Consider the following 15449-nt stretch of genomic DNA (forward strand, 5'->3'; position numbering starts at 1 on the left):
GGAATTTTACTTCAATGGATGCTGCTTTGTAAAGCACCATAGCAAATTGAAACACGCCGCGTTCCGGCAAACTCGCGCAATTATGCATCGGCCGCCGATTATAGACTAATCAGAAAAAATTGCTCGTTTTTAATCACCCGGTGGGCAACCTTGTGAATCATCGACATAGCGCACCATGGCGGCCAGGGTGCTGCAGGCTGGCGGTAAATGGCGTTGATTGTGATAAACTGGCGGCCGCACGTGAATGATGGGAAATGTAATGCGCGTATTGGGTATAGAAACGTCCTGCGATGAAACCGGTATTGCAGTGTATGACGATCAAGCCGGTTTGTTAGCCAACCAACTCTACAGTCAGGTGAAACTGCATGCCGATTACGGCGGTGTGGTGCCGGAGCTGGCTTCCCGCGATCACGTGCGCAAGACAGTGCCACTGATCCAGGCCGCACTGAAAGAGGCGAACCTGAAGCCGGGTGATATCGACGGCGTGGCATATACCGCCGGACCGGGTTTGGTGGGTGCCTTGTTGGTAGGGGCAACCATTGGCCGCGCACTGGCGTTTGCCTGGGGCGTGCCTGCGGTGCCGGTGCATCATATGGAAGGCCACTTGCTGGCACCGATGCTGGAAGACAACCCACCGGAGTTTCCGTTTGTGGCGCTGTTGGTGTCTGGTGGCCATACGCAACTGATCAGCGTGACCGGGATTGGTGAATATACCTTGCTGGGGGAGTCGGTCGACGACGCCGCTGGCGAAGCATTCGACAAAACCGCCAAGCTGTTAGGGCTGGATTATCCTGGTGGACCGATGTTGTCGAAAATGGCGCAGCAGGGGACTGAAGGGCGCTTTACCTTCCCACGCCCAATGACCGACCGTCCAGGGCTGGATTTCAGTTTCTCCGGCCTGAAGACCTTTGCCGCCAATACCATCCGCTCTAACGGCAACGACGATCAAACCCGTGCCGACATCGCCCGTGCCTTTGAAGATGCTGTGGTGGATACGCTGGCGATCAAATGTAAACGCGCGCTGGAGCAGACAGGGTTTAAACGCCTGGTGATGGCCGGTGGCGTCAGCGCCAACCGCACGTTGCGCAGCAAGCTGGCAGAGTTGATGAAAAAACGCGGTGGCGAAGTGTTCTATGCTCGCCCGGAATTCTGCACCGACAATGGGGCCATGATCGCTTATGCCGGGATGGTTCGAATGAAAAACGGGGGTAACCCGGAGTTGGGCGTTACCGTACGCCCACGTTGGCCGCTGGCAGAGCTGCCTGCGGTGTAAAAACAAATCACATTTTGCATTAATGGATGGAACCAAAGATGCCGAACCTAACAGTACGTCAGTATGGGGCTGATGCCATCGCAACAACCAATCGGTATTTTCTTGCTACTCAATTGCCTCTTTTGGCAAATGCATTGAGTCAGCAGGATTTGGAATGGTGCATGGCGATGGTACGTAATTTGCCAGAGGAGAGAAGGCTCCCTTGGGATATGGCAAACGCTTCTTTGTATGACGAGGAAGCGTTCAACTTTTCTTTCAAACTGGTAGATTCGGCAGATCGACCCGCAGGTGCTTGTGTTTGTGAGTATGTTCAGGAAGAACAGGTTTTAAATGTAAACATGCTGCAAAATTTTTCGCCGCAAGGTTCGATACTTGATGGCAACATGTTGACCTATTCGCTTGTCACGATTGTCTTTTTCCTGGCCGATACAGGGGGAACAGGCGTTAGATTGATGTGTCCGATTAACGAGCGCGTGGCGGATTACTATATTAATCGACATGAGTTTGTCGATATCACCGATGGGGAAAAGTTAATACTGTACCGTTCGGCAGATGAGCTCGCCTCCTGGTTCACAAGGCTTCAATTGCCTTTGGTTGATGGTGAGTGAAATATGAGCAATAATGACAACTTGAGCAACAATGCGAAAAGGAGTTAGGTATGGTCAGTAGAACAGCAAAAATCAAGATATCTGAACTCTCTAATCACATTGTTAGCGCAGAGGGTTCTGCTGCTATCATTGAAGGGCCAAACGGTTTCAGCGCCACCGCGATCACGCCGCGTGGTAAAAGCATCAACGTCTCGAAAAGTGAGTTATTCGCGGCTATGGTTCGCGCTGCACCTGCGCTGACAAAGGTTACCTATTTATCGGAGCCAGAGGGGGTGTATAACTCCTTGAGGTATCCCGAGAAAGCATAATGTAAAAGGCTGGAGTCCCCAGCCTTGTTTGATCACTCTTCCGGTTTTTCTTCCTGCTCTAAAACACCGTCTTTCTTCTTGCGGAACTTACCCCAGATCTTCCCTTCCTGCCCACGCCACAGGCGTTGGATATTGTCGTGATGGCGCATCAGGATCAGGCAGGAGAGCATTGCCACCGGGAAAGTAAACTGCGGTTTGAACCACCAGACGTAGAAGGGCGCAATCAGCGCGCTGACGATCGCCCCGAGCGAGGAATAGCCGCTCAGCAGCACGGTCAACAGCCAGGTGCCGGTCATCAGGCCGGTGAGATCCCAGCCGATCGGTGCGATGGCACCGAACGCCGTCGCCACGCCCTTGCCCCCACGGAAGTGGAAGAACACCGGGTAGATATGCCCAAGACAGGCGGCGATCGCCGTCAGGCCCAGATACAGCGGTGGGACGTTGAATGCATAAGCCAACCAGACTGGCAGCATCCCTTTTAGTATATCGAACACCAACACCGTAGCCGCCGCCAGGCGGCCACCGATACGCAGGACGTTGGTCGCCCCTGGATTTCCCGATCCATGTTCACGCGGATCTGGCAGCCTGGCGATCCGGCAAACCAGGATCGCACTGGAAATTGAGCCACACAGATACGCGAAGATAATCATGCCAAGCGCGGTAGCACTCATAACGCGGTTCCGTTTAATAATGGTCGTTTTACTCGCAACATCTATGGATAATACGCATATTCCGTCGGAAGTGGTATCCGGCAAGGCCAAAAACTGAGAATGACGTGATGGATATCGTATTTATTGAAGAGCTTACCGTGATCACCACCATTGGCGTTTATGATTGGGAACAAACCATTGCGCAAAAGCTGGTGTTCGATATCGAAATGGCGTGGGACAACCGCCAGGCGGCCGCCAGCGATGATGTGAATGATTGCCTGAGCTATGCCGATATCAGCGATGCGGTCATCCAGCATGTGCAGCCCAATCGTTTTGCGCTGGTGGAACGGGTAGCAGAGGAGGTATCCGAAATTTTGCTACGGCGCTTTAAATCTCCCTGGGTCCGTATTAAGGTCAGCAAGCCGGGTGCAGTCGCGCACGCCAGCCGGGTTGGGGTGATCATCGAACGCGGTCAGCGCCCAGCCTGACAAGTTGTCACCAATATGCAACTAAAGACCGATATGCTGGTCTGTAACTAGAATTGTTTAAGCGGCAAGGTATTGAACACTGCCGCTTTTTTGTGCTTGTACCTTTAATAGCGTTAAATTTGAAATGGGGTAGTGGTCTGATGGCGGACATGCATTCATTGTTTGTGGCATTCGTGCTTGGGGTAGTCGAAGGGCTTACAGAGTTCCTGCCAGTTTCTTCAACTGGGCACATGATTATCGTTGGTGAGTTACTGGGTTTTACCGGCGATAAGGCGAAAACCTTCGAAGTTATTATCCAACTGGGTTCGATCCTGGCGGTGGTAGTGGTGTTCTGGCGCCGTCTGTTTGGCCTGATCGGCATTCACTTTGGTGGCAAACCGGTCCCCCATGAAGGGCACACTGCAGGGCGGCTGAAGCTGGGCCATATCCTGCTGGCGATGATCCCGGCGGTCGTCCTGGGGCTGATCTTCCACGATGTGATCAAATCCCTGTTTGAACCAAAAAACGTGATGTATGCCTTGGTCGTTGGGGGGCTGTTGCTGCTGGCCGCCGAATGGCTGAAACCGAAAAAGCCGCGCGCGGTCGGGCTGGATGATATTACCTATCGGCAGGCATTTTTGATCGGTTGCTTCCAGTGTCTGGCGCTGTGGCCTGGTTTTTCCCGTTCCGGTTCTACCATTTCGGGCGGTATGCTGGTTGGCGTGAGCCGCTATGCGGCCTCTGAATTCTCCTTTATTCTGGCGGTGCCGATGATGCTCGGGGCCAGCGGCCTGGATCTGTACAAGAGCCTGCACTTCCTGACGCTCAATGACCTGCCGATGTTTGCCGTCGGTTTCGCTACTGCGTTTGTGGTGGCGTTAATTGCAATCAAGACCTTCCTGCAGCTTATCAAGCGTATCTCGTTTGTGCCTTTCGCCATCTACCGCTTTATCGTCGCGGCGGCGGTCTACATGGTGTTTATTCATTAATCCTGGCACCCGGCTCGAACGTTTTGTCCTCTCCAATAGTGGGCTCTTTGCCCACTATGTTCAAATTACTTGTATTGGCGCATTCGATTGGTCGCTACCAGTGGCTTCAAATTCCATCAATGAGAAAATCTATTGCCGTTTTTGCAGTAGACGGTGAATTGCATTGTTAAAACGTTCTGTACTCATCGCTGAAACAGCCGTGTTCATCATGAAAACGATTTAATGCCTCGAGAGTTCCCTTGTTTTCTTCCTGCCATTTTTTCGTTGCGTGATTATGTAGTTTGGCAGCAAAGCTGGCGTTAAGGTTAATACCAGTATTATTAGTGAGCCTATTATTTACTGTCATGTATGTACTCCTGCTGTTGTCTGCACCACATCATACACATATTTAAAAAAGCGATAGCGTGAGGGGCCCCAATTTATGAGGATTATGGGGATGCTCAGCCTTGCTCATCTTAGCCTTCCTTCTCCCTATTTTGGTCCGACCAATGCCGGAAAAATGTGAACCTCTGGCACATAAACGGCAAAAACCCAAACAGACACATTGCATGTTTTTAACAGTGAGTTAACTATCGGTTATCAATTATATGACTTCGCCCTGTTGGTACGACCCATTAAGCGGAGGAGTATGTAAATAATCGCGGGAGTTAACTACATGGAAGTCTGGCAACAAGTTTATGATCCCATTGGTAATATCTGGTTATCAAGTGCGATCGCTGCACTGCCCATTGCGTTTTTTTTCTTGGCGTTGATTAAGCTGAAACTCAAGGGGCATATTGCAGCAACGTTAACCGTTGGGATAGCTTTGCTGGTGGCATTATTCCTCTACCGGATGCCCATTGACCGAGCGCTCGCTGCGGTGGTTTATGGTTTTTTCTACGGGCTGTGGCCGATAGCCTGGATCATTATTGCCGCGGTTTTTGTCTACCAGATTTCGGTGAAAACCGGGCAGTTTGACATCATCCGTTCTTCCATTCTCTCTATCACCCCCGATCAACGTTTACAGATGCTGATCGTCGGCTTCTGTTTTGGTGCCTTTCTGGAAGGTGCCGCCGGGTTTGGCGCACCGGTAGCCATTACCGCCGCCTTGTTGGTTGGGCTGGGATTCAATCCGTTGTATGCCGCAGGGCTTTGCCTGATCGTCAACACCGCCCCGGTGGCTTTCGGCGCTATGGGCATCCCGATTATTGTTGCGGGCCAGGTGACCGGATTGGACAGCTTTGAAATCGGCCAGATGGTTGGGCGCCAATTGCCGTTCCTGACGATTATCGTGCTGTTCTGGATCATGGCGATTATGGACGGTTGGCGCGGCATTAAAGAAACCTGGCCTGCGGTTGTTGTGGCGGGGGGAAGCTTTGCCTTGGCGCAGTATCTCAGCTCCAACTTTCTTGGGCCAGAGTTGCCAGACATCATCTCCTCGCTGGTTTCACTGGTATGCCTGACGCTGTTTCTGCGGGTTTGGCAGCCAAAACGCCTGTTCCGCTTCGATAATGCAGAGGGGGCGGTAGTCGACCAAAAGCTGGTGCAGCAGCACTATGCTTTAGGGCAGATTATTCGCGCCTGGATGCCGTTTATTTTTCTGACTGCTACGGTCACCCTGTGGAGCATCCCGCCGTTTAAAGCGCTGTTCGCTCAAGGTGGTGCGCTGTACGATTGGGTGTTCTCTATTCCGGTGCCTTTTTTGGATAAGCTGGTGGCCAAAATGCCGCCGGTGGTGGCAAACATCACGCCTTATGTCGCCGTTTTCAAACTTGACTGGTTCTCTGCCACCGGCACCGCCATTATGGTTGCTGCGATCGCCTCTGTGATTTACCTGCGCATGAAGCCCAAAGATGCGCTCACCACGCTGGCTGAAACGCTAAAGGCGTTGATGTTGCCCATCTATTCCATTGGCATGGTGTTAGCCTTTGCCTTTATTTCCAACTATTCCGGTCTGTCGGCAACCTTGGCGCTGGCATTGGCGCATACCGGCAGCGCGTTCACCTTTTTCTCACCGTTCCTTGGCTGGTTGGGCGTATTCCTGACCGGCTCAGACACTTCGTCCAACGCGTTGTTTGCCGCTCTGCAGGCCACCACCGCCCAGCAGATCGGCGTTTCGGATGTGCTGTTGGTTGCGGCTAACACCACCGGCGGAGTCACAGGCAAAATGATTTCACCACAGTCTATCGCGATTGCCTGTGCCGCCGTGGGGTTGGTGGGGAAAGAGTCGGACCTGTTCCGCTTTACGGTAAAACACAGCCTGATCTTCACCTGTATGGTGGGGGTTATTACTACGCTTCAGGCTTACTGGCTGACCTGGATGATCCCATGACTGTAAATCTTCAACCCACTGATCCACTACGCTCGGCCGATCGCTTGGTTGAACGTATCAAGGTGATGATCCGCGAACGCCAACTGGAAATGGGGATGCGCCTGCCTGCCGAGCGCCAGTTGGCCAACGAGTTGGGCGTCTCGCGTTCCTCTTTACGTGAGGCGATTCAAAAGCTGATTGGTGAAAAAGCGCTTATCAGCCGACGTGGCGGCGGAACCTATGTCTGCGACGAGCTTTCCCCCTGGTCGGAGCAATGCATCGTGGAACCGCTGAGACCCTTGGTTGCCGACGATCCTGACTATCGTTATGACATTCTGGAAGCTCGCCATGCCATTGAGGCCAGCACCGCCTGGCACGCGGCAATGCGCGCCACCGCCGCAGACAAGGAGAAGCTACAGGCTTGCTTTGACGCCATGTTGGCGCTTAAGGAGAGCGAGCATCCTGAACTTGCCGCTCAGGCGGATGTGCGCTTCCATTTGGCGATTGCCGAGGCTTCACACAACGTGGTGTTGCTGCAAACCATGCGCGGCTTTTTCGATTTAATGCGCTCCTCCGTCATGCATAGCCGCCAGCGTATGTACACCCAGCCGACGATTTTCACCCGGCTGACTGAACAGCACGAGGAACTGCTGCTGGCGATCCTGGCAGGCGATCCTGAACGGGCGGGTAAAGCGGCCAAATCTCACCTGGGATTCGTGCATTCCACCATTAAAAATCTGCATGAAGACGAGGCCAGGCAGGCGCGTATAACCCGCCTTCCTGATGACAATTCACCGTAACAAAGGGAGATCGGTTGATGATTATCTCAGCAGCCACGGATTATCGCGCTGCGGCACAACGTAAACTGCCGCCGTTTCTGTTTCACTACATCGATGGTGGCGCTTATGCCGAACACACTTTACGGCGTAACGTGGAAGATCTGGCTCAGGTCGCATTGAGGCAGCGTGTTCTTAAGAACATGTCGGCGCTCAGCCTGGAAACCAAGCTGTTTAACGAAACCTTGGCTATGCCTGTTGTCCTTGGCCCGGTTGGGTTATGTGGCATGTATGCCCGCCGTGGTGAGGTGCAGGCCGCGCGCGCCGCAGAACAACAAGGCATTCCGTTTACGCTTTCCACCGTATCGGTGTGCCCAATCGAAGAGGTGGCGCCGGCCATCAAGCGGCCCATGTGGTTCCAGCTGTATGTGTTGAAAGATCGTGGATTTATGCGTAATGCCTTGGAGCGGGCGAAAGCCGCGGGCTGTACCACCTTGGTATTCACCGTGGATATGCCGACACCAGGCGCCCGTTACCGCGATGCACATTCGGCAATGAGTGGCCCCTATGCCGCCCAACGGCGCTATTGGCAAGCCGTTACCCATCCTGCCTGGGCGTGGGATGTTGGCCTGAATGGGCGTCCGCACGATCTGGGCAATATTTCCGCTTACCTCGGAAAGCCCACCGGATTAGCAGATTATATCGGGTGGTTGGGGGCCAACTTTGACCCTTCGATTTCATGGAGTGATTTGGAATGGATCCGTGATTTCTGGCAGGGGCCGATGGTGATAAAGGGCATTCTCGACCCCGACGATGCACGTGATGCCGTGCGTTTTGGTGCCGACGGCATTGTGGTTTCCAACCACGGTGGTCGCCAACTGGATGGGGTGCTCTCTTCTGCTCGTGCGCTACCGATGATTGCCGATGCGGTGAAGGGCGATATCACCATCCTGGCAGACAGCGGGATACGCAGCGGATTAGACGTGGTGCGCATGATCGCGCTCGGGGCGGATAGTGTGCTGCTTGGGCGTGCTTATCTCTATGCACTGGCAACCGCAGGCCAGGCTGGGGTGGAAAACCTGCTCGCATTGATCAAAAAAGAGATGTGCGTAGCGATGACGCTCACGGGGGCGAAAAGTATCGCTGAAATCAGCCGTGATTCGTTGGTTCTGGAGGGATAGGTAGGGGCGCATGCAGCGCCCGTTTTACCTAAGGCTGAGGTTCTTGCTGTTTCTTCCAGTCCGCCAACGCCTGCTGACGGCGGCGTTTGACCTCGTCGCGGATCGCCAGCCCTTGCAGGCCACTTTCCACCACCTCTTTGACCGAAACCGCGTTGGCGACCTGATAGGCCTGGCGCAGGTAATCGCCCTGCGGATAAGGGTTGTTTTCAAAACCGGTGCGCCCGCGGGCATCGGCTTCGCTGGTGAGGATCATCTGCTCCAGCCGCTGCGGTTTACGCCATACATCGATGGCATCAAATAGTTTTAACAGCGTTTCTGGCCGCAGTTTATTGACCGTGTGGATCAGGTCGTGGTACTCCGCCACCAGCTTCGCCAGCTCACGTACTGGATTAGGCACACGCAGCCTTTGGCAAAGCTGCTCCACCAGCCTGACGCCCGCAGGGCCATGGCCATAGTGGTGTGGCCAGAGTTCTTGCGGCGTGATGCCTTTACCGAGATCGTGGCACAGCGCCGAGAAGCGGATATCTACCTCGGGGCTGAGCTGGGTGGCAATCGCCAGCGTCATCAGCGTGTGTATGCCAGTATCAATTTCTGGGTGCCACTTCTCTGGCGCAGGCACGCCAAACAGGGCGTCGATTTCCGGGAACAGCACTTTCAACGCCCCGCAGTCGCGTAGCACCTGGAAATACACCTGCGGGCTCTGGCTCTGTAATGCCTTCTCGGTCTCTTTCCACACGCGCTCCGCCGTCAGGGAGGCCAGTTCACCGCTTTCGGCCATCTGTTGCATCAGCGCGCTGGTTTCAGGGGCAACGGTAAAACCCAGGGAGGCAAAGCGGGCGGCAAAACGCGCCACGCGTAACACTCGCAGCGGATCTTCGCCAAAAGCGTCGGAGACATGGCGCAACAGGCGGGCGTCGAGATCGGCCTTGCCGTTATAGGGGTCAACCAATACTCCATCTTCACCCCGTGCCATGGCGTTGATGGTAAGATCGCGCCGTAGCAGATCCTCTTCCAGCGTCACGTCCGGGGCGGCGTAGCAGGTAAATCCGGTGTAGCCCTGGCCGGATTTACGTTCGGTGCGGGCCAGCGCATACTCCTCATGGGTTTGCGGGTTGAGGAATACCGGGAAGTCTTTACCCACCTGCTGATAGCCAAGAGCCAACAGATCGGCAGGCGTTGCGCCGACCACCACCCAGTCGTGATCCACTACCGGTAAGTTGAGCAGGGTGTCACGGACGGCACCGCCGACCAGGTAAATTTTCACGGTTTAACTCCTATCAATAGCTCGTTTGATCAGATTACATCAATTGGGCAACGGATGCGTCAGGCAATAAAAAAGCGCCCGAAGGCGCTTAAACTGGCGGAACTGCAATCAGTTCATCCAGCGATTATTCTTGCGGCGTGGGATCAGGCGCGGCAACAGCAGGCCGAGCAGCAAACCAACGCCGGCAACGCCGCCGCCGTACATGAACCATTGCAGAATAATGGTGCGCTGTTTGTCGTCAAGTTGCAGATTCACCGCATTCACCTTCTTCTGTGCCACAACCAGCTGATTTTTCAGATCCTGGTTTTCCTGCTGCAGGCCGCTGATGGTGCTGTCGCTGGCGGCCACTTTCTGCTGCATTTCGGCGGTGCGCTGGTTCCAGCTATTATCAATATTGGCCAGCTTGTCGGTCAGGGTTTTCACCTGCTGTTCCAGCTCTGGCACCTGAGTGCGCAGGCTTGGCGTCTGGCTCAGCTGATCCAGTGGGATCCAGACGCTGCGTCCTTTGGAATCGCGGATCTGGCCGTAGCTGGTGCTGTCATTGACGCTCAACAGCGTGACTTCTTCACCGGCATTCAAGGTGCCGACGATACGGTATTGGTTACCTGGGCCGCTATGGACATAAGTATTTAATTCATCGGAGATATAGCGTTTATCTTCGGCATGTGCGCCCCAAGTGATGCTAAAACTTAGCACGGCAAGGCAAATCAGGCGTAATTTCTGCATTATGTCATCGTTTCTGCGTGGATTTATGGAACGATAGTAGAGCGTTCAGTCTGACGGCGCAACGCCAAAACCGGAATGGGAACTATCTTACTATGCTAAATCCCGTCAGTTGCGCAGCATTCTATAACGTAACAGGTTTTTTCTGCAGTTGGCAGAGTCAAGTCAGGGGGAATCGCGGTAAGATACTCTCACTGTGCGTCGTCGGGCTGAGTGCGGCCGGCAGACTCCGCCGCCGTGAAGACTCACGCGAATGCCTAACCTATTGGTGTAAAAGAACTATGAGCGTTGAAATAGAACTGAAGTTTATTGTTTCCCCCGCAGCGATTGCCAGCCTACCGGAGCGGATTGCCGCCTGGCCCAATCAGCATTCTGCGCCGCAGAAGCTGACCAATATCTACTATGAAACCGCCGACAACTTCCTGCGCAACCATGATATGGGCCTGCGTATCCGCGGTTTTGACGATAGCTATGAAATGACCATCAAAACCGCCGGTTCGGTGGTGGGTGGGCTGCACCAGCGGCCAGAATATAACGTCGCCATTGCCAAACCCGCGCTGGCGCTGAAAAAATTCCCGGCGGATATCTGGCCGGAGGGCTGCAAGCTGGCCCCGTTGCAAAAGGCGTTGCAGCCGCTGTTCCGCACCGACTTTGTGCGTGAAAAGTGGGTGGTCACTTACGGCGCAAGCGAGATCGAGATTGGCCTCGACCAAGGTGAAGTGCGCGCGGGTGAACTGGCCGAACCGTTATGCGAGTTGGAGTTGGAGCTGAAAAGCGGTGAGACTGCTGATTTGCTGGCATTGGCCACCGCATTGGCGGAACAGGGTGGTTTACGCCAGGGCAGCCTCAGCAAAGCGGCTCGGGGCTATCATCTGGCGCAGGGCAATGCCGAACGTGAGCTACGCCCATTAAGCGTGTTGAAGCCTGCACCTAAGTCCACGGTAGAACAGGGCATGGTGGCCGCTTTCGAGCTGGCGCTGAGCCATTGGCAGTATCACGAAGAGCTGTGGCTGCGTGGCGACAAGCAGGCACGCCGTGCGGTAATGGAAGCCATCGGCCTGATCCGCCAGGCGCTGGTGATCTTTGGCGGCTTGGTTCCGCGCAAGGCAAGCACCGATCTGCGCGCTCGGCTGACGGCTTTGGAACCTTTGCTGGTGGATAAAACCACCCAGCCGCAGGAGCTGTGCTACGGCACGGAGTATCTGCAATGTAAGTTGGCACTCACATCGTGGTTGATCACCGGCGCATGGCGGCCGTTTATCGATGCCAAATCGCAGGCTAAGCTGGATGGTTCATTCAAGCGTTTTAGCGACATCATGCTGGGCCGTAGCGCCGCAGAGCTGAAAGAAGCCTTTACGCGCACCCTGAATGAAGATGAATATCAAGAGCAACTGCCACGCCTGACGCGCCAGGTGCTGGCGTTTATCCTGCTTTCTGGTGCCTATCCGGATAGCGAAACCGGGCCGTATATCGACAGCTGGCGCGAACTGCAATCAGCCATTGCCGAGCGTCGGCAGGGGTGGTACGAAGCCAGCCGCAAACAGGCATTATCCCATGCGCCATTCTGGTTAAACGGCGCGGTTCGTTAACTCCAGCGGGCCTGCCGGGCTGCAGGCCACAGAACGGGTCATTCACTATGTTGCCACTCTCTGCTGCGTTACAGCTTCAGGCACAGAACATCGTGCAGCGATTTCAGGAAACTCAGGGCGCGGAGTTGATACTCAGCGCTGCAGAACAAAGCGTTCTGGCGTCGAGTGATTTTGTCAGCGACATGTTGCTCGGCCATCCTGAATGGTTGGTAACGTTACGCCAGCAGCCGCCGGTGGCCGATGAGTGGCAGCACTATGCCGCCTGGTTGCAGGATGAGCTTGAAGAGGTTCAGGACGAAGCGCAGCTTATGCGTGTGCTCCGTCTGTTCCGCCGTGAGAGTCTGGTGCGCATTGCCTGGGCACAGGCTCAGCAGCTATGTACCACGCAGGAAACGCTACAACAGCTGAGTGCTCTGGCAGAAACGCTGATCGTCAGCGCCCGTGACTGGCTCTATCAAACCTGTTGCCGCGAGTGGGGCACACCTTGCAATGCCGATGGCGTGCCGCAGCCTTTACTAATCCTGGGGATGGGCAAACTCGGCGGTGGTGAACTGAACTTCTCCTCTGATATCGATCTGATCTTTGCCTATCCGGAAAACGGCCACACCCAAGGTGGGCGGCGTGAGCTGGATAATGCTCAATTCTTTACCCGCCTGGGGCAACGGCTGATCAAAGCGTTGGATCAGCAAACCATCGACGGCTTTGTCTACCGCGTCGATATGCGTCTGCGGCCGTTTGGCGATAGCGGCCCGCTGGTGATGAGCTTTGCCGCGCTGGAAGATTATTACCAGGAGCAGGGGCGCGATTGGGAACGTTACGCGATGGTCAAGGCGCGCCTGATGGGGGGGCATGAAGATGCCTACAGCCAGGAGTTGCGTAAGACATTGCGGCCATTCGTATTCCGTCGCTATATCGATTTCAGCGTGATCCAGTCGCTGCGTAATATGAAGGGCATGATTGCCCGCGAAGTGCGGCGGCGGGGGCTGAAGGACAATATCAAGCTGGGTGCTGGTGGCATCCGCGAAATCGAATTTATCACCCAGGTGTTCCAACTGATCCGTGGCGGGCGTGAGCCCAGTTTGCAGGGGCGGTCACTTCTGCCGACGTTGCAGGCGGTTGGCGAGCTGGGGCTGTTGACCGCGCAGCAGGTCGCAGAGCTGAGTGACGGCTATCTGTTCCTGCGGCGGCTGGAGAATCTGTTGCAGGCGATTGCCGACCAGCAGACCCAGACCCTGCCGCAGGACGAGCTGGATCAGGCGCGCCTGGCCTGGGGAATGGATCAGCCAGACTGGCCGTCGTTGATGGTGGTGCTGGAAGAGCATATGCGCCAGGTCCGTGCGGTATTTGATGACCTGATCGGCGACGATAGCCCAGACGTAGGCGAAGATCCCAACTACCAGCATTATCACAGCCTGTGGCAGGATGCGCTGGACGAGAACGAGCTGGCACCACTGACGCCCCATCTGGACGAAGAGGCGCGGCGGCAGATGCTGCGTTCCATCGCCGACTTCCGCCACGACGTGGACAAACGCACCATTGGTCCGCGTGGCCGCGACGTGCTGGATCAACTGATGCCACGCTTGCTGGCCGAGGTATGTTCGCGCGTGGACGCGGCCACGGCTCTGACGCGCCTGACCCAGCTGTTGCTAAGCATCGTGACCCGCACCACTTACCTCGAGCTGCTGGTGGAATACCATGCCGCTCTCAGCCACCTAATCCGCCTTTGTGCTGCATCTCCGATGGTGGCCAGCCAACTGGCGCGTTATCCGCTGTTGCTTGATGAGCTGTTGGATCCGGCCACGCTGTACCAACCGGTGGCTCCGGATGCCTATCGTAGCGAACTGCGCCAATATCGTCTGCGAGTGCCGGAAGACGATGAAGAACAGCAGTTGGAAGCGTTGCGGCAGTTCAAACAGGCACAGCACTTGCGCATTGCCGCTGCGGATATCGCCGAGGCGCTGCCGGTGATGAAAGTGAGCGATCACTTAACCTATCTGGCTGAGGCGATCATTGATGCGGTGGTGCAGCAGGCGTGGAAAGACATGGTCGCGCGCTACGGCCAACCAACCCATCTGCATGAGCGGGAGGGGTTAGGGTTTGCGGTGATCGGCTACGGTAAGCTGGGGGGCTGGGAACTGGGCTATAGCTCGGATCTAGACCTGGTGTTCCTGCTGGATTGCCCACCAGACGTAATGACGGATGGCGATCGCTGCATCGATGGCCGCCAGTTCTATCTGCGCCTGGCACAGCGGGTGATGCATTTGTTCAGCACCCGTACCTCTTCAGGTATTCTCTATGAGGTGGATGCCCGTCTGCGTCCTTCTGGTGCTGCGGGAATGCTGGTCAGCACCGTCGAAGCTTTCGCCGATTATCAGCGTAACGAAGCCTGGACCTGGGAGCATCAGGCTCTGGTGCGGGCGCGCATCGTGTATGGCGATCCGGCGCTGCACCAGCAGTTCGATGCGATCCGCCGCGAGATTTTGTGCAAACCGCGTGAAGTGAACAAGCTGCAGCAGGAGGTGCGTGAAATGCGCGAGAAAATGCGCAACCATCTGGGCAGCAAACAGCGCGATCTGTTTGATATCAAAGCGGACGAAGGCGGGATCACCGATATCGAATTTATTGCCCAATACCTGGTCTTAGGTTATGCCGCGGGCGAACCGCGCCTGACGCGTTGGTCGGATAACGTGCGTATTTTTGAGCTAATGGCCAATTACGACATCATGCTGGAAGACGAGGCCCGGGCGTTGACCGAGGCCTATGTCACCATGCGTGATGAGATCCATCATCTGGCGTTGCAGGAGCATTCCAGCAAGGTCAGTAGCGAGCTGTTTGCTGCCGAGCGTGAGCAGGTGCGTGTCAGTTGGAGCAAATGGCTGGGCTGAGAGGCATATGTGTTCCCTCACCCTAACCCTCTCCCACAGGGAGAGGGGACCGATCGAGCGTGTTTGAAATTATAGTGACTCGCCTTGGTTGAGGGGGCGGTCGAGCGTGTTTGAAATTATAGTGACTCACCTTGGTTGAGGGGGCGGTCGAGTGTGTTTGAAATTATAGTGACTCACCTTGGCTGAGGGGCGATCGAGTGTGTTGAGATTATCGCTTTCCTGCCAAACGAGCAGGGGCTATCAGCCCCCTCTCCCTGTGGTAGAGGGAACTGACCGAGTGTGTTGAGATTATCGCTTTACTGCCAAATTAGCAGGGGCTACCAGCTCCCTCTCCCTGTGGTAGCTGTCTCTTATACACATCTCAAATTGCGGTCAAATAGCCGTAATTTGAGAAACATAGCAGGCTGATTTTAAAGAGAATTTTTTCGAGCGAGGAAATGATAAGC

The 15449-nt window shown here is 55.2% G+C and carries 14 protein-coding genes; 10 read left to right on the forward strand and 4 right to left on the reverse strand.

The features are described from left to right. Nucleotides 1-259: 259 nt before the first annotated feature. Genes tsaD through ACX9GU_RS03540 form a run of 3 tightly spaced genes read left to right on the forward strand, consistent with a single transcriptional unit; the run spans nt 260 to nt 2189 of the window. The gene (gene tsaD / locus ACX9GU_RS03530; RefSeq protein ID WP_021806880.1) at nt 260-1273 is read left to right on the forward strand and encodes a tRNA (adenosine(37)-N6)-threonylcarbamoyltransferase complex transferase subunit TsaD; all 1014 of its coding nucleotides are present in this window, start codon (nt 260-262) and stop codon (nt 1271-1273) included. Nucleotides 1274-1311: 38 nt separating this feature from the next. After that, a complete protein-coding gene (locus tag ACX9GU_RS03535) occupies nt 1312-1881 on the forward strand; it encodes a hypothetical protein (RefSeq protein WP_473193857.1) in 570 nt (189 codons plus the stop codon). Between the two features lie 50 nt (nt 1882-1931). Beyond that, a complete protein-coding gene (locus tag ACX9GU_RS03540) occupies nt 1932-2189 on the forward strand; it encodes a hypothetical protein (RefSeq protein WP_473193858.1) in 258 nt (85 codons plus the stop codon). Between the two features lie 32 nt (nt 2190-2221). Here the strand turns inward: ACX9GU_RS03540 and plsY are convergent, their stop codons facing one another. Beyond that, the gene (plsY, locus tag ACX9GU_RS03545; RefSeq protein ID WP_473193859.1) at nt 2222-2860 is read right to left on the reverse strand and encodes a glycerol-3-phosphate 1-O-acyltransferase PlsY; all 639 of its coding nucleotides are present in this window, start codon (nt 2858-2860) and stop codon (nt 2222-2224) included. A gap of 107 nt (nt 2861-2967) precedes the next feature. Between plsY and folB the strand changes: the two genes are divergently transcribed. Together folB and bacA are read left to right on the forward strand one after the other, a co-directional pair. After that, entirely contained in the window at nt 2968-3327 is a 360-nt protein-coding gene (folB, locus tag ACX9GU_RS03550) for a bifunctional dihydroneopterin aldolase/7,8-dihydroneopterin epimerase (protein ID WP_021806879.1), read from the forward strand. 140 nt (nt 3328-3467) lie between these two features. Beyond that, the gene (bacA, locus tag ACX9GU_RS03555; RefSeq protein WP_422527672.1) at nt 3468-4295 is read left to right on the forward strand and encodes an undecaprenyl-diphosphate phosphatase; all 828 of its coding nucleotides are present in this window, start codon (nt 3468-3470) and stop codon (nt 4293-4295) included. 166 nt (nt 4296-4461) lie between these two features. Here bacA and ACX9GU_RS03560 read toward each other — a convergent pair whose 3' ends face one another. Further along, nucleotides 4462-4641, reverse strand: a complete 180-nt coding sequence (locus tag ACX9GU_RS03560; protein ID WP_473193860.1) for a type II toxin-antitoxin system CcdA family antitoxin — start codon at nt 4639-4641, stop codon at nt 4462-4464. 309 nt (nt 4642-4950) lie between these two features. On the opposite strand from ACX9GU_RS03560, the gene lldP reads away from it, so the two are divergent. The 3 genes from lldP to lldD are packed head-to-tail and all read left to right on the forward strand — an operon-like array spanning nt 4951 to nt 8542. After that, on the forward strand, nt 4951-6606 hold the full coding sequence (lldP, locus tag ACX9GU_RS03565; RefSeq protein WP_179248508.1) for an L-lactate permease: 1656 nt from the start codon (nt 4951-4953) through the stop codon (nt 6604-6606). Continuing rightward, nucleotides 6603-7385, forward strand: a complete 783-nt coding sequence (gene lldR, locus ACX9GU_RS03570; RefSeq protein ID WP_473193861.1) for a transcriptional regulator LldR — start codon at nt 6603-6605, stop codon at nt 7383-7385. The genes lldP and lldR overlap by 4 nt, the downstream gene beginning before the upstream one ends. Nucleotides 7386-7402: 17 nt before the next feature. Beyond that, on the forward strand, nt 7403-8542 hold the full coding sequence (gene lldD, locus ACX9GU_RS03575; protein ID WP_021179494.1) for an FMN-dependent L-lactate dehydrogenase LldD: 1140 nt from the start codon (nt 7403-7405) through the stop codon (nt 8540-8542). Nucleotides 8543-8570: 28 nt separating this feature from the next. On the opposite strand, the gene ACX9GU_RS03580 is transcribed toward lldD, so the two are convergent. After that, a complete protein-coding gene (locus ACX9GU_RS03580; RefSeq protein ID WP_473193862.1) occupies nt 8571-9806 on the reverse strand; it encodes a multifunctional CCA addition/repair protein in 1236 nt (411 codons plus the stop codon). Between the two features lie 108 nt (nt 9807-9914). Beyond that, entirely contained in the window at nt 9915-10532 is a 618-nt protein-coding gene (locus ACX9GU_RS03585) for a TIGR04211 family SH3 domain-containing protein (protein WP_059201853.1), read from the reverse strand. A 278-nt stretch (nt 10533-10810) separates the two neighbouring features. Between ACX9GU_RS03585 and ACX9GU_RS03590 the strand changes: the two genes are divergently transcribed. Next, nucleotides 10811-12118, forward strand: coding sequence for a CYTH domain-containing protein (locus tag ACX9GU_RS03590; RefSeq protein WP_021806872.1), 1308 nt, complete (start codon nt 10811-10813; stop codon nt 12116-12118). 47 nt (nt 12119-12165) lie between these two features. Further along, nucleotides 12166-15003: a bifunctional [glutamate--ammonia ligase]-adenylyl-L-tyrosine phosphorylase/[glutamate--ammonia-ligase] adenylyltransferase gene (glnE, locus tag ACX9GU_RS03595; RefSeq protein ID WP_473193863.1), complete on the forward strand. Its 2838-nt coding sequence runs from the start codon at nt 12166-12168 to the stop codon at nt 15001-15003. Nucleotides 15004-15449: the final 446 nt, after the last annotated feature.

It is taken from the genome of Serratia sp. K1WW1, assembly GCF_055790865.1.